A 15,636-nucleotide genomic window follows, 5' to 3' on the forward strand; every position below is an offset into this window, starting at 1 on the left:
CTTTTTATAATGAACCTAAGCTCGCGCCAGCGCTCGCGCTGGGGCGGGGCAGCCGAAGCCACGAAGGATGCGGGGTGCGGGGACGACCGGTCAAGAAGCTGCGGCGGAAGTCACATGAGAAGTGGGATTCGATACAACGGGAACCGGTGCGGATGGGGCAAGGGGGATGCGAGGGAAAAAGAGGACGGCGACACCGCTCGAGCGAGCGGCACCAGGGTCAGCGCCCGGCTCTGTGCGGGCGGGGCAGCTACGCCACGGGACCGGGCAACGCTAGGGGCGGCGCCCCCGGGGTCTGCGTGGTCCACCGAAGTAGCTTTGGGTCAGTTCACGGGTGCCCACCGCCAGCGGCAGCAGGTCTTCGTGCCGTTTCAGCGTCTCCGGCAGCGAGGGTCCATCGGTGATGATGAAGTCGTCCTCGCCCAGACAGGTCTTGGCGAAGAAGCGCCCGGCGGCGCTGCAGAAGATGTTTATGCTAAAAACCTCTCCGTTCACTTCCAGTTCAGACGAGTGCAACAGCATCTCTTCGTCCACATCTCCCCCCCGGAACATAACATTGAATAAGAAGACAGGGATGAAACAGCAAGAACTGGACCAAGGAAAGGACTGGCGGGGCGAGCGGAGCTTCGCGCTGCGGAAAGGCGCAATCAGGCTTGAAGAAAACAAATGAGCGCCGAATAACTGGCGCTCATTAAGAGTAGGACAAAGCGACAAAACTCTGTCCTTTTCCGAAATTTTGACGTCTAAACCGCTAAATGACGGCGGGCGACGAAACTACTTGGAGCGGGTCACCACGTAGTCGGCCAACTCGGCGAGGGCGTCCCTCGCGGCCGAGGCGGGGAACTTCTCCAGGTGCTTTTTGCAGAGGGCGACGTGTTCGCCGGCGGAGGCGACGGTGTGCTCGATGCCCCCGTAGCGCTGCACCAGGGCCAGCACCTGGCCGAAGTCCTCGTCCGAGAGCAGGTCCTTCTCCACCACCGACGCGATGAAGTCGCGTTCCGCCTCGCTGCACAGCTTCAGGGTATGGATCAGCGGCAGGGTGATCTTCCCCTCCTCGAGGTCATGCCCGATGCTCTTGCCGAACTGCTCTTCGCTGGCGGTGTAGTCGAGGGTGTCGTCCATGAGCTGGAAGGCGATGCCGAGGTCCATGCCGTAGTCGGCGACCGCCTGCCGGAGCTCCGGTGCCGCGCCCCCGAGGATGGCGCCCACCTCGCAGGCCGCCGAGAGCAGGATGGCGGTCTTGCTGCGCACCACCTCGATGTAGCGCTCCACGGTGATTTCCAGATCGCTGGTGCAAACGAGCTGCAGCACCTCGCCTTCGGCGATCATGGTGGTGGCGTCAGCGAGGACTTTGAGGATGCCCAGGTCGCCGTCGGCCACCATGAGCGAGAAGGACTTGGAAAAGAGGAAGTCGCCGACGAGTACCGAGGCTTCGTTGCCCCAGAGGGTGTTGGCGGAGGCGAGGCCACGGCGCAGGTTGGCGTTGTCCACCACGTCGTCATGCAACAAGGTGGCGGTATGGATGAACTCGACCACGCTGGCCAGCGGCACGCTGCGGCTGCCGTGGTAACCGCACAGCTTGGCCGCCAGCAGCACCAGCGCGGGACGGATCCTCTTGCCGCCGCTGGAAAGCACGTACTCGCCCACCTTGCGAATCAGCGGGACATCCGACTGCAGATCCTTCTTGAACTGCAGTTCCACGTTTTTGAGATCTTCCCCGATCAGGGCAAGCGCTGCATCCATAATAAGGCCTCGGTTCTGCGACTCGCACTAGGGCAGTGTTACGCTTAGAAATTATTAACGGCACGAAATCGCGCCGTTTTTTGCACCAGCTGGAGCTGGGAATTTTAATGGGAAACGACGGAGCACTCTAGCAAATCCGTATTCATTATTCAAGGCATTTCGTCTACGCAGATGGGGGCGGCAGCGGGGGAAAGAGGGGGGACGGGGTGCTCGGAAGAGCGAGAAAAGGGCGGGGCCGCGCGGCCCCGCCCCCGGTATCAGGCGGCACACTGCTCCTGGGTTACCAGGCCGCAGAGCTTCAGTTCCTTTTCCAGCTTCGCCTTGGTCAGCCCCAAGGCACGGCACATTCTTTCGCGGTTGCAGTCGTAGCGCTCCATCGCCATGAGCAGCAACGCCTTTCGGAGCGAGACCGAGAGCTTGTCCATGACGTGCTCCTTGGAGGTCGCGGAGATCAGGGTGAAAAACGGTTGCAGGCTTTTTTCGAAAAGCTGTGCGCTCTCTTCCACGTGTATCTTGCGGTCCTTGTTCATATCCCTCACCCTCATCACGTTGGCTGCTATCTGGTCCATCTCCTCGTTCACCAGTTGCCAGACATCCGGATCGTAGGCCACGGTCAACACCACGGCTATCCGTTCAGCGCTGGGAGGCTGTTGCCGTTTGACCAGCACCACCTCCATCGCCCCGAACCCGTCCTTCGCCGTACAAGCCCCTCTATGATTGGTTACCATGCCCCACCTCCCAGTTGCGGTACGAACCAAGCGGCCAACGCGCCCCCTGTTCTTTTTGATGGCACCTTTTCCAATACAACTGCCGTACCAACTCCGCGCACCAGCCGCCACCCGCTGCAAGTCGCCGTTTTACCGCAGGTTTCCCACCAACCCGCCCGCGCCCGCGCCCTGTTGACGACGGCCGTTTTTGTTCACAAGTTGCACAGTGCGCGCCCGACTGTGCACATCACACCCAGGGAGGCTATTTTACTGCGCCGGCAGCGGGCCTGACCTAAAGACCAGGGCTTGTGCCGCCTCATACTTGAATAAAAACTAATCTATGGTATCATGCCCCGACGCACATGAGAACGAAGCGGGCAACGCCCTAATCAACGCAGGAGGCAACATGCAAAAGCTGCAGCTTTGGGAGCGCTACAAAAACCGGCTCTACCACCATGCCGAACTGGAGCTTAGCGTCGACACCAGCCGGATGAACTTTCCCGACTCCTACCTCGACCAGATGGAACCGCGTCTGCAGAAGGCCTTCGAGGAAATGGCCGAACTGGAAGCCGGAGCGATAGCGAACCCCGATGAGCAGCGCATGGTTGGGCACTACTGGCTGCGTGCGCCGGAACTGGCGCCGACGGCGGAGCTTGCCGAGCAGATCAAGGCGGCGCTCGCCTCGGTGAAGGCCTTCGCCTCGTCGGTCCACCAGGGCAACATTGCGGCACCCGACGGGCACCGCTTCGAGAACCTGCTGGTCGTGGGCATCGGCGGCTCAGCTTTGGGACCGCAATTCGTCGCGGACAGCCTGGGGAGCGCGCAGGACCGCATGAAAGTCTTCTTCTTCGACAACACCGACCCCGACGGCATGGACAAGGTGCTCGCCGAAATCGGCTCCGGGCTCAAGCGGACACTGACCGTCGTCATCTCCAAAAGCGGCGGCACCAAGGAAACCCGCAACGGGATGCTAGAGGCCCGTCAGGCCTTCGAAAAAGCGGGGCTCCACTTCGCCGCCCACGCGGTCGCCGTGACCGGCAGCGACAGCGAACTGGACCGCACCGCCTCGCAGGAGGGGTGGCTGGGAACCCTCCCCATGTGGGACTGGGTCGGCGGTCGCACCTCGGTCACCTCCGCGGTGGGCCTGCTCCCGGCAGCACTCCAGGGGATCGACGTCGACCGGCTGCTGGCCGGCGCCAGGATCTGCGACCAGGCGACCCGCAGCCGCAGCACCCGGGACAACCCCGCGGCGCTGCTAGCCCTGTCCTGGTTTCACGCCACCGCCGGCAAGGGTGAGCGCGACATGGTGCTGCTCCCCTACAAGGACCGCCTGCTCCTCTTTTCCCGCTACCTGCAGCAGCTCATCATGGAGTCGTTGGGCAAAGAACTGGACCGGGACGGCAAGAAGGTGCTGCAGGGGATCACGGTCTACGGCAACAAGGGGTCCACGGACCAGCACGCCTACGTGCAGCAGCTGCGCGAAGGGGTTCCCAACTTCTTCGTCACCTTCATCGAAGTACTTAAGGACCGCGAGGGGGCATCCATGCTGGTCGAGCCGGGAGCTACCTCCGGGGATTACCTTTCCGGCTTTTTCCAGGGCACCAGGTCAGCCCTCTATGAAAAGGATCGCGAATCGGTTACTATCACCATCCGCGAAATCTCGCCCGCCAGCATCGGCGCGCTGATTGCCCTCTACGAGCGGGCGGTCGGGCTCTACGCCTCGCTCATCAACGTGAACGCGTACCACCAGCCGGGGGTCGAGGCGGGCAAGAAGGCGGCCGGGACGGTGCTCAAGCTGCAGGGGGAAATCCTGGAGATGCTGCGCCGCCAGTCGGAGCGCGACTTCACCTGCGCGGACATGGCCATGACCCTGGCGCGTCCCGAAGAGGTGGAAACCGTCTTCATGATCCTGCGGCACCTGGCCGCCAACCCCGTTCACGGGGTGAGCGCCACCACCGAAGAAAAAGTCTGGGAGAACAGGTTCCGCGCCGCCAGGTAAAATCACCATCCTTAACGCAAAGGCGCAAGGACGCAAAGGCGCATAGCACAAACCTGATTGGCGCTATCTTTTGCTCCACCCCGTCCCCCAGGGCCAGGTTCTTCTGTAATTCCGCGGCTGCGTCCCCTCAAAAAGACGAGACGAAGCAATAACGTTCCCCCCTTGTGAAAGGGGGGACAGGGGGGATTTGCCTCTCCCCAAACAAAGCAAATCCCCCTAAATCCCCCTTCGCAAAGGGGGACTTATAAGCACGCACCTTCAAACACCGGATACAGAGGAGCAGATGAAGACAGTAGATCTGAGAAGCGACACCGTTACACGCCCTTCCGAGGCCATGCGCCGCGTGATGTCAGCCGCCGATGTGGGGGACGACGTTTACGGCGAGGACCCCACCGTTAACAGGCTGGAAGCAATGGCAGCCGAACTGCTGGGCAAGGAGAAGGCGATCTTCGTCCCCAGCGGCACCATGAGCAACCTGACCGCGCTCCTTTCCCACTGCGGGCGCGGCGACGAGTACATCGCCGGGCAGGACGCACACATCTATCGCTGGGAAGGAGGCGGCGGCGCCATCTTCGGCGGCATCCAGCCCCAGCCCCTGGACTTCGACGAAGACGGCACGCTGAACCTGGACCAGGTGCGCCGCGCCGTCAAGCCGGCGGACCACCACCACGCGGTGACCAGGCTGCTCTGCCTGGAGAACACACAGGGGGGACGGGTGCTCCCCCTCCCCTACCTCGCTGAAGCGGCGGGCGTGGCTAAAGAGTTGGGCCTCGCCCTGCACCTTGACGGCGCGCGCGTCTTCAACGCCGCCGTGTACCTCCGGGTGCCGGTGCGGGAGATCGCGCAGCACTTCGACTCGGTGTCGGTCTGCCTCTCCAAGGGACTGGGGGCGCCGGTCGGTTCGGTATTGTGCGGCAGCGCCGACCTGATCAACCGCGCGCACCGCTGGCGCAAGGTCGCCGGCGGCGGCATGAGGCAGTCGGGCCTGTTGGCCGCCGCATGCATCTATGCCCTGCAGCACAACGTGGAGCGGCTTGCCGAGGACCATGAGAACGCGGAACTCCTCTCCACCGGCCTCGGCCACATCGATGAACTCCTGGTGAGCCGGGCCCGCACCAATATCCTCTTCGTCACCCCGCCGGCCGGAACCGCACCTGCCCTGCGTGAGGCCTTGGCAGCAGAAGGGATCCTGATCGGGGGAGGCGATGTGATCCGTCTCGTTACCCATCTTGACGTGGACGGCGCCGGCGTCGAGCGCACCGTCGCCGCCTTCAAACGCTTCTTCGCGAACCGGGGCAAGTGACATGGCCGAGATAACGTGGAACGATTTCGAGCAGGTGGAGCTCAGGGTGGGGACCGTGCTGGAGGTGGAGGAGTTTCCGGAGGCGAGAAAGCCCGCCTACAAGCTGGTGGTGGATTTCGGGGAGGCCGGCGTGAGAAGGTCCAGCGCGCAGATCACCAAGCACTACACGCGTGAAGAACTGGTGGGAAGACAGGTGATCGGGGTGTGCAACTTCCCGAAGAAGCAGATCGGGCGCTTCTTCTCCGAGGTGCTCATCACCGGGTTCGCCGACGAGAACGGCGACATCGTCCTGGCCGCCCCCGAGCGCAAGGTCCCCAATGGCAGCAGGCTCTGTTGACCCCTCCGCATCCCCATACAAGTAGCAACGTCCCCTCCCCCGGAGGGGGAGGGCTAGGGAGGGGGAAGAGGCGGCTCATTGAAAGGATCCCCCCTCCCAACCTCCCCCCTCCAGGGGGAGGAGAGTTGACCGCCGGCACCAACGTCAGGTGGATTTAACCTTTAATGCGCAAAGCCTCCGCGTAGACCGCGCTCTTGTGGAGACCGGTTTCCTGAGTCACCCGCTTCACCGCATCCTTCAGCGACATCTCCCCCGATCCCAGGTATTTCTGCAGTAGCTCTTCCATTCCCGGGCCGTCGTCGGCCTCCGCTTTCTGCGCGGGGCTGACCAGTATGGCCACCTCGCCCCGCACCTCCCGTCCGCGCACCTCTTCAACCAGCACCGACAGGCTGCCGCGCAGAAACTCCTCGTACATCTTGGTCAGTTCCCGCGCCACCACCACCTCGCGGTCCCCGAGCGTCTCCAGCATATCCTCCAGCGTCGCCAAGAGCCGCTTGGGGGATTCGTAGAAGATCAGCACCGCCCGCTCGTTAGCAAGCGTCTGCAGCCGCTCCCGCCTCTTCCCCTGCTTGTTGGGGAGAAAGCCTGCGAAGCTGAAGTAGTCAGTGGGGAGTCCGGAGGCCGAGAGCGCGGTGACTGCCGCGCAGGCGCCGGGGATGGGGACCACGGCGATGCCGTCGGCCACCGCGTCGCGCACCAGTTGGTAGCCGGGGTCGGAGATGCAGGGGGTGCCCGCGTCGGTGATGAGGGCGACGCTCTGCCCTTCACGCAGGCGGTCCAGGATCTGGTCCCCCTTCAGTTCCTTGTTGTGGTCGAAGTAGGAGGTAAGCGGCTTGGAGATGCCGAAGTGGGTGAGGAGCTTGCGCGAGTGGCGCGTGTCCTCGGCGGCGACCAGGTCCACCTCCTTGAGGATGCGCAGGGCGCGCAACGTGATGTCCTCGAGGTTCCCGATCGGGGTGGCGACTATGTAGAGAGTTCCGGACATAACGACAAAACACGTTCAACGTTCAACGTTCAATGTTAAAACCAAGAATGGCTTTAAACGTCGAACGTTGAACGTTGAACGGGTTCTTATTTCCCCCAATCCCGCGCGTAGCGGAAGTCGCGGTCAATGGTGCGGTTGGAGACCTTGGCGATAATGGGAAGGCGGCGCTTGAAGTGACTTCCCTGCACCTTGCGATGCACGTTGTCGATGAAGGCGGAGTCGAAACCGGCGGAGATCAACTCCTCGCGGCTCATGCGCTGGTCCACCATGCGGTACAACAGTTCATCGGCCTCGCGGTAGGTGAAGCCAAGCTCCTGCTCATCGGTCTGCCCGGCCCAGAGATCGGCGGACGGCTTCTTCTCGATCACCTCGCTCGGCACCCCCATTGCTTCGGAGAGGGCCCAGACCTGGCTCTTGTAGATATCGCCGATGGGGTTCAAGGCACTCGCCATGTCGCCGTGCAGCGTGCCGTAACCCAGAAGGAGCTCGGTCTTGTTGCTGGTACCGAGCACCAAACCGCCGACGGCCGCGGAGTGGTCATAGAGGATGGTCATGCGCTCACGGGCCATCTTGTTGCCGCGCCGCATGTTGTCGGCATCCGGGGTCATCGTGAAATAAGCGTCGATCATCGGGGTGATCTCGATGACCTTGAAGTTGATCCCCAGGCTCTCGGCGACCAGCCTCGCGTGGGCCTCGCTCTCCGGATTGCTGGTGCGGTACGGCATGCAGTACGCGTGTACGTTCTCCGGCCCGAGCGCCTCGGCCGCGATGTAGGCGACCAGCGCGGAGTCGATGCCGCCGGAGAGGCCGAGCACACCTTTGCGCACCCCGACCTTGTAAACCTCGTCGCGCACGAACCCAACCAGGATCTGGCGCAACAGCTTCGTATTAACAGTCAACCCGCCCATTAGCAGTCTTTCTCCCTGTCGATGCGTTTCAACTCTTTCACGGTGATGGCCAGGTTCTCGTCCCGCATCATCGGGGAGAAGATCCGCTCGCGCCGGAGCGCACCGCCATCCACCTTGGCCAGCACGAAGTCCTCCTCGAGGATGACGCCGCGGTCGGTCATCTCGCCGGAAGGTGAGATCGCCTCGGAACCGCCCCAGAAGTTGATGCCGTCCTCGTAGCCGACGCGGTTGCAGTAGAAGACCCGGCAGTTGAGGAACATGGCGGTAGTGGTGGTGAGCTTCTGCCATGCCGCGGCAGAACCGAGCCCCTCGGATTCCGTGATGCCACGGCCGGGGCTGGAGGAGAGGCAGATGAGGGTCATGGCGCCGTCCATGGCCAGGATGTAAGGCGCGGAGAGGTGCCACATGTCTTCGCAGATGAGCATGCCGATGCGGCCGAAGCGGGTATCGAAGGCGCGGAAGCGCTCGCCGCGGGCCATGTAGCGCTGCTCGTCAAAAAGACCGTAGGTGGGGAGATAGACCTTGCGGTGCACGTGGCGGATCTCGCCGCCCTCGAGGTAGACCGCAGAGTTGAAGAAACGGAAGTCGGCCGAAACCTCGACAAAGCCGATGGCGATGGAGATCCGCTCGGAAAGTTTCTTCAGTCTCTCTATCTGGGGGGAGTCCAGGCGCAGTGCAACTTCGGGCACCAGGTCCTTCAGGAAGTAACCGGTCAGGGCCAACTCGGGGAAAACGACCAGGTCGGCGCCGGCTGCGATACCCTTCTCGATGGCGGCCTCGGCCAGCGCCATGTTGTCGTCCAGGCAGCCCAGCTTAGGCTTTATCTGGGCCAGGGCAACGGTAAAATCCATGAGCTTCTCCGCAATTTTTTTCTCATTACTAGCACAGCGAAAGAGCCTTTGTAAACCTCAATGCTCTGGAAAAGGCAACGGGGCTTTCCTCCTCCCCCCCGGAGGGGGGAGGCCGGGAGGGGGGCTTGCGGCTGATTCCCCCTCCCCTGCCCTCCCCCTCCGGGGGAGGGAACAAAAGCTTGCCGCTAGAGGAGTATGACCAGTGCCACCCCGCCGGCGATGACCGAGAGGTTGCAGACCGCGGAGACGCCGTGCAGCTTGGAGAACTGGCGGCGCATGGGATCTTCCTTGGGCGTGGTCTCGAAGGACGGGATCTGTTTCTTGATCTCGGCCGCCTTGGGCTCGATGTAGAAGGCCTGGATGGAGGAGAGCGTCAGCATGACCGCGATGATGACCGCAGCCGGGACCGTCCCCTTGCCGCCCATGACCACGCGGCAGACGATGGCGACGAGGCCGCAGGCGACGCCCCAGCGGAAGTAGCCGGGGAAGAAGAGCCCGACGATGCGGGCGGCGACGTCACGGCTCTCGGAGCGGAACAGGATGGGGGTGAGCACGAAGGTGAAAAGGGCGGCGCCTCCCAGCCAGAGGGAGATGGCCAGACGGTAGATTGCTGCGACAACCTGCATTACGTTTTCCTCCTTGGATCGTTCATCAGTTCATTGCATGACAAGCCATGCTGGACCACAGAAAAGGAGCTCTCCTCTCCAACGCCCCTCCCCCCGGAGGGGGGAGGCTGGGTGGGGGGAAGCCTGAATGAGCCGCTGTGCGCCCCCTCCCTACCCCTCCCCCTCCGGGGGAGGGAACGAGATTCCGTCGGTCCTTCTCACCTAGTAGGCGAGGTCGAAGGCGTTGCGGATGTGCTCGATGTCCGGCAGGTCGTGGTCGTGCAGCATGATGGCGACCACGTCGAAACGTGCCTCGGCATCATACAACTTCTTCCGGGACAGCCAGACCAGCGCGGCCTTGGAGATCTGGCGCTGCTTGAACGGCGTCACCGCGAGTTGCGGCGGTCCATAGTTGTCGTTCTTGCGGCACTTCACCTCGACAAAGACGATGGTGCGCCCGTCCCTGGCAACGATATCGATCTCCCCGCAGGTACAGCGAAAGTTGCATTCGACTATCTTGAAGCCCTGCCCTTTGAGGTAGGTCGCCGCGATGGATTCGCCGGTCCCGCCGACAGAGCCGTTGCTGTTGCTGACTGGCATAGCCGCCCCCGCAGAGATTGTGCCGTCCGGTGAACAAGACAACAGTGTAACAGCAACTCCAGTGAGCGGATAGCTGAGAATGGGAAAATAGTGGTGCTAGAAGGAGAAAAGACCGCTGGATGCGTCGGAGGCTGCACCCGGCTCGGCGGGACAGTGTTCCTTGACGCCGCTGAAGCTTCTGCGATGGATCGGGCAGGGACCGAGCTCGGCGATGGCGGCCAGGTGGGTGGCCGCGCCGTACCCCTTGTGGCTGGCGAAACCGTAGCCGGGGAACCGGGCGTCGTACTCCACCATCATCCGGTCGCGGGTGACCTTGGCGATGATGGACGCGGCAGCGATGGAAAGGCTCAGGGAATCCCCCTTCTTCACCGTGCGCTGCGGGATGTTCATGGGAACGCTGGAGATGCCGTCGATGAGGAGGAAATCGGGGGTGATGCTCAGGCCGCGCACCGCCTCGCTCATCGCGGTCAGGGTGGCCTGGAGGATGTTGATGCGGTCGATGAGGGCGTGATCGCCGATGCCGACGCCGACCGCTAAGGCCTCGCGGTAGATGACGTCGAAGAGTTCTTCCCGTTTCTCCTCGGTGAGCTGCTTGGAGTCGTTCACCCCGGGGAGGAGCATCCCCGTGGGGAGGATGACCGCCGCGGCCACCACCGGTCCCGCCAAGGGCCCGCGCCCGGCCTCGTCCACGCCGGCGATGCGCGCGTAACCGCGCCGCAGCGCCTGCCCTTCCAGGGCAAGCAAGTCGATGGGGGAATCAGGTGTGTCGAAGAGACCTGTCATAGCAATCCGTGGTGGGGACTGGCTCCGTCAGGTGCCTGTCCCCTTATTACTTAAGAACCTGGCTGAGTTGAAAGGAACGTTCCGCCGAAGTGATGCACGTGCCCCAGAGTTCCCCCCTTTGCGAAGGGGGGGCGGGGGGGATTTGCCTTGCTACCACAAACAAATCCCCCTAAATCCCCCTTCGGGGACTTTTGAGAGGGACAGGCACCTGACGGAGCCAGTCCCTTCTGCCGCACAGCAATAATAAAAAAAGCCCCGGTCGCCGGACCGGGGCTTTTACGGAATCTCGTGCCCTTACTGAGCGGCGACGTACTTCCTTTCTTTGATCCTGGAAGCCTTGCCGCGCAGCTTGCGCAGGTAGTACAGCTTCGCACGACGAACCTGGCCGCGGGTCACTACTTCGATCGCCTCGATGGACGGCGAGTGCAGCGGGAACACCCTCTCAACGCCAACGCCGTTGGAGATCTTCCTCACGGTGAAGGACTCACGGATACCGCCGTTCTGACGGCCGAGGCAAACGCCCTGGAAAGCCTGGATACGGCTCTTGTCGCCCTCGACGATCTTTACCTGCACCTTGATGGTGTCGCCCGGAACGAAAACCGGGATGTTCTTCTTCATCTGTGCCATTTCAATTGCGTCAATCTTGTTCATTTGGTACTTCCTCCCTTATCTGGAACCTCTAGTCATAAGACTTAATACTGACAGTGAACCTGCGTTACTCGACTACTAACCTATGCGTCCGGCGCCTAGCGCCCGAAAAGCCTGTCCAGCATGATCGATGCCGCGGAACGTACCGAGAGGTGGTTGTACTCACCCGCCCCCTTGATCGGCTCCAGCACCAGATCGCTCTTGTTGAACACCTGCTCGATGAGCCCCCAGCCGGTTCCCAGCAGCAGCAAGTAAGGCTGCTCGGGGTCGGCGTCGATGAGCCCCTTCAGTTCGGCGAAGCTCACGCTGTTGGGCCTGCCGGAGGCGCCGGTGACGACGACCTTGGGCCTGCGCCCGGTGCGGCTCTCGATGTCGGCGATGGTCGACTCCAGCGACTCTTCGCACTGCAGCGTTTCCAGCGCCATCTTCCGCTTGGGGTTGTAGGTGGAACCCCAACCGGTGAGCCAGTGCTCCCGCACCTTCCCAACGAGCTTTATCTGCTCCTCAACCGGGGTCACGATGTAGTAGCGGGCCAGACCGAAGGTCCGGGTCAACCGCGCCATGTCGTGGATGTCCAGGTTGGTTACCGAGGTCGCCACCACGTCCTTGTGCTTGTCGTACACCGGGAAGTGGATCAGCGCCATGCTGAAATTCGCCGCCGAGGTCATGCCGTCCCCTTGGTCAGGTGGGGATCCAGCCCCAGCTCCTTCAGAAGTTTCTTGTCCTGTTTGCTCCACTCGATCCCGTCGAGGAGTTCGGGACGTGAGGCGAGCGTTCTCCTGATCTGTTCCTTCCTGCGCCACTTGGCGATCTCGGCATGGTTGCCGGAAAGGAGGATGTCGGGAACCTTCTCGCCCCTGAATTCGGGGGGCCTGGTGTACTGCGGGTACTCCAAAAGCCCGTCTGCAAATGAATCGTACTGGGCCGACTCTTCGTGCCCCAGTACCGCCGGCACCAGCCGGGACACCGCGTCGACGATCACCATGGCGGCGATCTCTCCGCCGGTCAGGACGAAATCGCCCAGGGAGATCTCGTCATCCACGAACAGGGTCCGTACCCGCTCGTCGACCCCTTCATAGCGGCCGCAGATGATGATGAGCCCTTCCTCGCGGGAAAGCTCCTGCGCCACCTGGTGCGTGAAGGGCCGCCCCCCCGGTGTGGTGAGGATCACCTTCGAGCCGGGCCGCTTTTCCTTGACCGCCTCGATGGCGCCCGCGAGCGGCTCGACCTTCATCACCATCCCGGCGCCCCCGCCGTAAGGCGAGTCGTCGGCCGTGGCATGTTTGTCAAAGGCCCAGTCGCGGATGTTGTGCAGACCGATCTCGATGAGCCCCTTGTCGCTCGCGCGCTTCAGGATGCTCTCGGTCATCGGTCCCTCGAACATGGCCGGGAACAGGGTCAGGATGTCGAACTTCATAGATCGAGCAGCCCCTCGGGAAGAGAGACCGTCATGCGACCTGCCGCCAGGTCAACAGACAATACGACGTCCTCGAGCGCGGGGATGAGTACCTCGCGCCCGTGGTGTTTGACCACGTAGACGTCGTTGCTGCCGGTTTCAATGATATCGACCAGCTCACCCAGCTCTTCCCCGTCCGACGTTACCACCTGGAGCCCCAGGAGGTCGGACCAGTAGAACTCGTCGTCAGGGAGTTCCGGGAGCGCCACCCGGTCGGCGTAGATCTCGCTGCCGACCAGGTGCAGCACCTGGTTGATGTTGTCAAACGGCTTCAGGGTCAGGATGATCCTTTTGCCGTTGGGCTTGGCGGAAACCACGGAGAACTCTTCCATGGCCCCTTTCGGAGACTTGATGAAAACGCACGTTAACTGCGAGATACTCGAAGCATCCCCCGCAAAGGGAATGACCCGCAACTGTCCCCTGATCCCGTGTGTACCCTGGATCTTGCCAATCAATAACTTTTTACTACCAGACATCTATCACTCTACGATTTTAAGGATGGCTTTCTTGTTATCCTTTGTTGAGACAGCGTTGAGCAAAGTACGGATCGCTTTTGCCGTGCGACCCTCCTTGCCGATGATACGCCCCATGTCCTCTTTTGCGACGGTCAGCTTGATTACGTTGGTCTCTTCTTCCAACTCCTCGGTTGCTTTCACCTGGGTAGGATCGTCTACGAGTGCCCTGGCGATGGTCTCAACAAGCTCTTTCATGTCGCTATCCTCTGTAGTGTGGGATGCCGGCTGGCCGGTACTAAGAGATATTAAGCGGCAGGGGCGACGAACTTCTCCCAGATGCCGGTCTTCTTCAGGATCTGCTTGACGGTGTCGGTCGGCTGAGCGCCCTTGCCGAGCCACTCCAGAGTCTTCCCTTCTTCCAGGTTGTAAACCGCCGGGTTTTTGTTCGGGTCGTAGGTACCGACGTTCTCGATGAAGCGCCCGTCCCTGCGGCTACGGCAGTCAGCAACCACTACCTGGTAAAAGGGTTTCTTCTTAGCGCCCGCACGTGCAAGTCTGATCTTTATTGCCATTTCTTCCTCCTGGTGTTCTCGGATCCTTGAGATCCGCCATTGCGTGTATTGTGTTTACGGTTTTGGTAACTGTATCTGAGTTGATGCAATAGTCAAAGGCAACCGGCTTAAAAGGGGAGCATCCCTTTACCCATGCCTTTCATCCCTTTCATAAGACCCTTCGGTCCCATCTTCTGCAACTGCTTGACCACCTTCTGAGCTTCGGTGAAACGCTTTAAGAGCTGGTTCACTTCCTGGACGCTGGTGCCGCTACCCTTGGCGATCCTCAAACGGCGGCTGCCGTTGATGATGGTGTGGTTGGCGCGCTCCTTGGGAGTCATCGAGTCGATGATCGCCTCGATCCTTTTCAGCTCCTTCTCGGAAGGCTGGGCGCCCTGCATCTGCTTCATCGCCTTACCCATCCCCGGGATCAGGTTCATGATCGATTCGAGCGAGCCCATCTTCTTGATCTGCTGCAGCTGGTTGCGGAAGTCCTCGAGATCGAACTGCCCGCTCTTCTTCATCTTCTGCTGCAGACGCTCGGCTTCCTTCTCGTCGAAGGTGGCCTGCGCCTTCTCGATCAGGGTGAGCACGTCGCCCATGCCGAGGATGCGGGAGACCAGGCGGTCGGCGTGGAACACGTCCAGCGCGTCCAGCTTTTCACCCAAGCCTACAAACTTAACAGGTTTTCCGGTGACCGCCTTGATGGAAAGCGCCGCGCCACCCTTGGCGTCGCCGTCGAGCTTGGTCAGGATGACGCCGGTGATGCCGAGGCGGTCGTTGAAGCCCTGGGCCACGTTGACCGCTTCCTGGCCGGTCATGGCGTCGGCCACGAACAGGATCTCGCGCGGAGCCAGCTCGTCGCGGATACCTTCCAGCTCCTCCATCAGGTAATCGTCGATCTGGTGGCGGCCGGCTGTATCGAAGATGACGACGTCGAAACCGTTCAGGGTCGCGTAGCGGTGTGCATCGCGGCAGATGTCCAGCGGCTTCTGGGTGGCCTCCGAGCCGAACACCTCGATGTCGAGCTGGCGGCCGAGCACCTTCAACTGCTCGATAGCGGCCGGGCGGTACACGTCGGCCGGGACCAGGAGCGGCTTCTTCCTTTGCGCCTTGAGGTACTTGGCCAACTTGCCGCACGAAGTCGTCTTACCGGCACCCTGCAGGCCGACCAGCATGATCGCCACCGGCGGCTTGGCCGCCAGGTCCAGCGAGTTATCCTCGCTGCCGCCCATGAGGAGCACCAGCTCGTCGTGGACGATCTTGATCACCTGCTGCCCGGGGGCAAGGCTCTGCAACACCTCGGTGCCGATGGCACGGGTGCGTACCTTTTCGACAAAATCCTTGACGACCTTGAAATTAACGTCGGCTTCCAGCAGCGCAAGACGCACCTCGCGCAGCGCATCCTTGACGTTATCCTCGGTCATTACCCCCTGGCCGCGGAGCTTCTTGAAGACCAGGTCGAGTTTATCGGAAAGAGTGGCGAACATCAGTAAACCTATAAGTCTGCGAAATATCGCGTTTATTTTCTCAGAAAAAACACGCGGGCCGGCAAAAGCGCACAGGTATCCCGCGGCAAGAGAGTCACTTTAGTGGATAATGTCGCAAATTGTCAAGCGAAATTATCGGTAACAACGTCAGTTACAGCCGCACCAGCATGGCTTCCCAAGTTACCCTCTCCCTCCGGGAGTGGGGCGAGGGGAGGGAC

Annotated in this window: 19 protein-coding genes; 3 read left to right on the forward strand and 16 right to left on the reverse strand. The window is 61.7% G+C overall.

Translation table 11 applies throughout. The features are described 5' to 3' along the window. Window positions 1–270: 270 nt before the first annotated feature. The 3 genes from JFN91_RS18225 to JFN91_RS18235 all read right to left on the reverse strand — a co-directional run bounded on the left by JFN91_RS18225 (window position 271) and on the right by JFN91_RS18235 (window position 2,468). Entirely contained in the window at window positions 271–531 is a 261-nt protein-coding gene (locus JFN91_RS18225) for a hypothetical protein (protein ID WP_246405045.1), read from the reverse strand. A gap of 240 nt (window positions 532–771) precedes the next feature. Further along, a complete protein-coding gene (locus JFN91_RS18230) occupies window positions 772–1,740 on the reverse strand; it encodes a polyprenyl synthetase family protein (RefSeq protein WP_199390581.1) in 969 nt (322 codons plus the stop codon). Between the two features lie 257 nt (window positions 1,741–1,997). Next, the gene (locus JFN91_RS18235) at window positions 1,998–2,468 is read right to left on the reverse strand and encodes a hypothetical protein (RefSeq protein WP_199390582.1); all 471 of its coding nucleotides are present in this window, start codon (window positions 2,466–2,468) and stop codon (window positions 1,998–2,000) included. Window positions 2,469–2,853: 385 nt separating this feature from the next. Here JFN91_RS18235 and JFN91_RS18240 point away from each other — a divergent pair, with 385 nt between their 5' ends. The 3 genes from JFN91_RS18240 (at window position 2,854) to JFN91_RS18250 (ending at window position 6,086) form a co-directional block, all read left to right on the forward strand. After that, window positions 2,854–4,446: a glucose-6-phosphate isomerase gene (locus JFN91_RS18240; RefSeq protein ID WP_199390583.1), complete on the forward strand. Its 1,593-nt coding sequence runs from the start codon at window positions 2,854–2,856 to the stop codon at window positions 4,444–4,446. A gap of 283 nt (window positions 4,447–4,729) precedes the next feature. Beyond that, a complete protein-coding gene (gene ltaE / locus JFN91_RS18245) occupies window positions 4,730–5,749 on the forward strand; it encodes a low-specificity L-threonine aldolase (protein WP_199390584.1) in 1,020 nt (339 codons plus the stop codon). Window position 5,750: 1 nt separating this feature from the next. After that, window positions 5,751–6,086, forward strand: coding sequence for a tRNA-binding protein (locus JFN91_RS18250; protein ID WP_199390585.1), 336 nt, complete (start codon window positions 5,751–5,753; stop codon window positions 6,084–6,086). Between the two features lie 154 nt (window positions 6,087–6,240). Here JFN91_RS18250 and rsmI read toward each other — a convergent pair whose 3' ends face one another. The 13 genes from rsmI to ffh all read right to left on the reverse strand — a co-directional run bounded on the left by rsmI (window position 6,241) and on the right by ffh (window position 15,418). After that, window positions 6,241–7,071, reverse strand: a complete 831-nt coding sequence (rsmI, locus tag JFN91_RS18255; RefSeq protein WP_199390586.1) for a 16S rRNA (cytidine(1402)-2'-O)-methyltransferase — start codon at window positions 7,069–7,071, stop codon at window positions 6,241–6,243. A gap of 86 nt (window positions 7,072–7,157) precedes the next feature. Then, window positions 7,158–7,979, reverse strand: a complete 822-nt coding sequence (locus tag JFN91_RS18260; protein WP_199390587.1) for an NAD+ synthase — start codon at window positions 7,977–7,979, stop codon at window positions 7,158–7,160. Further along, a complete protein-coding gene (locus JFN91_RS18265; protein WP_199390588.1) occupies window positions 7,979–8,830 on the reverse strand; it encodes a nitrilase-related carbon-nitrogen hydrolase in 852 nt (283 codons plus the stop codon). Before JFN91_RS18265 ends, JFN91_RS18260 begins: the two co-directional genes overlap by 1 nt. A gap of 185 nt (window positions 8,831–9,015) precedes the next feature. Continuing rightward, window positions 9,016–9,456, reverse strand: a complete 441-nt coding sequence (locus tag JFN91_RS18270; RefSeq protein ID WP_199390589.1) for a DUF4149 domain-containing protein — start codon at window positions 9,454–9,456, stop codon at window positions 9,016–9,018. 201 nt (window positions 9,457–9,657) lie between these two features. Continuing rightward, the gene (locus tag JFN91_RS18275; RefSeq protein ID WP_199390590.1) at window positions 9,658–10,035 is read right to left on the reverse strand and encodes a YraN family protein; all 378 of its coding nucleotides are present in this window, start codon (window positions 10,033–10,035) and stop codon (window positions 9,658–9,660) included. A 96-nt stretch (window positions 10,036–10,131) separates the two neighbouring features. Continuing rightward, a complete protein-coding gene (locus tag JFN91_RS18280; protein WP_199390591.1) occupies window positions 10,132–10,818 on the reverse strand; it encodes a ribonuclease HII in 687 nt (228 codons plus the stop codon). A 294-nt stretch (window positions 10,819–11,112) separates the two neighbouring features. Then, on the reverse strand, window positions 11,113–11,469 hold the full coding sequence (gene rplS, locus JFN91_RS18285) for a 50S ribosomal protein L19 (protein WP_183351097.1): 357 nt from the start codon (window positions 11,467–11,469) through the stop codon (window positions 11,113–11,115). A 95-nt stretch (window positions 11,470–11,564) separates the two neighbouring features. Then, window positions 11,565–12,134 carry an RNA methyltransferase gene (locus tag JFN91_RS18290; RefSeq protein ID WP_199390592.1) on the reverse strand — a complete coding sequence of 190 codons (570 nt, stop codon included), beginning with the start codon at window positions 12,132–12,134 and terminating at the stop codon, window positions 11,565–11,567. Beyond that, window positions 12,131–12,883, reverse strand: a complete 753-nt coding sequence (trmD, locus tag JFN91_RS18295; RefSeq protein ID WP_199390593.1) for a tRNA (guanosine(37)-N1)-methyltransferase TrmD — start codon at window positions 12,881–12,883, stop codon at window positions 12,131–12,133. Before trmD ends, JFN91_RS18290 begins: the two co-directional genes overlap by 4 nt. Continuing rightward, window positions 12,880–13,398, reverse strand: coding sequence for a ribosome maturation factor RimM (gene rimM / locus JFN91_RS18300; protein ID WP_199390594.1), 519 nt, complete (start codon window positions 13,396–13,398; stop codon window positions 12,880–12,882). The genes trmD and rimM overlap by 4 nt, the downstream gene beginning before the upstream one ends. A 3-nt stretch (window positions 13,399–13,401) precedes the next feature. Then, a complete protein-coding gene (locus tag JFN91_RS18305) occupies window positions 13,402–13,632 on the reverse strand; it encodes a KH domain-containing protein (protein WP_129124527.1) in 231 nt (76 codons plus the stop codon). A gap of 50 nt (window positions 13,633–13,682) precedes the next feature. Next, window positions 13,683–13,949 carry a 30S ribosomal protein S16 gene (rpsP, locus tag JFN91_RS18310; protein WP_135869506.1) on the reverse strand — a complete coding sequence of 89 codons (267 nt, stop codon included), beginning with the start codon at window positions 13,947–13,949 and terminating at the stop codon, window positions 13,683–13,685. Between the two features lie 107 nt (window positions 13,950–14,056). Further along, window positions 14,057–15,418: a signal recognition particle protein gene (gene ffh, locus JFN91_RS18315; protein WP_199390595.1), complete on the reverse strand. Its 1,362-nt coding sequence runs from the start codon at window positions 15,416–15,418 to the stop codon at window positions 14,057–14,059. Between the last annotated feature and the right edge of the window lie 218 nt (window positions 15,419–15,636).

The organism is Geomonas anaerohicana (genome assembly GCF_016458305.1).
In the GTDB taxonomy this organism is placed as follows: domain Bacteria; phylum Desulfobacterota; class Desulfuromonadia; order Geobacterales; family Geobacteraceae; genus Geomonas; species Geomonas anaerohicana.

Bases quoted from the DNA above. Each gene is read 5' to 3' on its own strand.
- JFN91_RS18280 (WP_199390591.1), bottom strand. From the start codon at position 10,818: ATGACAGGTCTCTTCGACACACCTGATTCCCCCATCGACTTGCTTGCC.
- JFN91_RS18305 (WP_129124527.1), bottom strand. From the start codon at position 13,632: ATGAAAGAGCTTGTTGAGACCATCGCCAGGGCACTCGTAGACGATCCT.
- JFN91_RS18235 (WP_199390582.1), bottom strand. From the start codon at position 2,468: ATGGTAACCAATCATAGAGGGGCTTGTACGGCGAAGGACGGGTTCGGG.
- JFN91_RS18230 (WP_199390581.1), bottom strand. From the start codon at position 1,740: ATGGATGCAGCGCTTGCCCTGATCGGGGAAGATCTCAAAAACGTGGAA.
- JFN91_RS18240 (WP_199390583.1), top strand. From the start codon at position 2,854: ATGCAAAAGCTGCAGCTTTGGGAGCGCTACAAAAACCGGCTCTACCAC.
- JFN91_RS18265 (WP_199390588.1), bottom strand. From the start codon at position 8,830: ATGGATTTTACCGTTGCCCTGGCCCAGATAAAGCCTAAGCTGGGCTGC.
- JFN91_RS18275 (WP_199390590.1), bottom strand. From the start codon at position 10,035: ATGCCAGTCAGCAACAGCAACGGCTCTGTCGGCGGGACCGGCGAATCC.
- rsmI (WP_199390586.1), bottom strand. From the start codon at position 7,071: ATGTCCGGAACTCTCTACATAGTCGCCACCCCGATCGGGAACCTCGAG.
- JFN91_RS18290 (WP_199390592.1), bottom strand. From the start codon at position 12,134: ATGACCTCGGCGGCGAATTTCAGCATGGCGCTGATCCACTTCCCGGTG.
- JFN91_RS18260 (WP_199390587.1), bottom strand. From the start codon at position 7,979: ATGGGCGGGTTGACTGTTAATACGAAGCTGTTGCGCCAGATCCTGGTT.
- trmD (WP_199390593.1), bottom strand. From the start codon at position 12,883: ATGAAGTTCGACATCCTGACCCTGTTCCCGGCCATGTTCGAGGGACCG.
- ltaE (WP_199390584.1), top strand. From the start codon at position 4,730: ATGAAGACAGTAGATCTGAGAAGCGACACCGTTACACGCCCTTCCGAG.
- rplS (WP_183351097.1), bottom strand. From the start codon at position 11,469: ATGAACAAGATTGACGCAATTGAAATGGCACAGATGAAGAAGAACATC.
- rpsP (WP_135869506.1), bottom strand. From the start codon at position 13,949: ATGGCAATAAAGATCAGACTTGCACGTGCGGGCGCTAAGAAGAAACCC.
- JFN91_RS18270 (WP_199390589.1), bottom strand. From the start codon at position 9,456: ATGCAGGTTGTCGCAGCAATCTACCGTCTGGCCATCTCCCTCTGGCTG.
- JFN91_RS18250 (WP_199390585.1), top strand. From the start codon at position 5,751: ATGGCCGAGATAACGTGGAACGATTTCGAGCAGGTGGAGCTCAGGGTG.
- ffh (WP_199390595.1), bottom strand. From the start codon at position 15,418: ATGTTCGCCACTCTTTCCGATAAACTCGACCTGGTCTTCAAGAAGCTC.
- rimM (WP_199390594.1), bottom strand. From the start codon at position 13,398: ATGTCTGGTAGTAAAAAGTTATTGATTGGCAAGATCCAGGGTACACAC.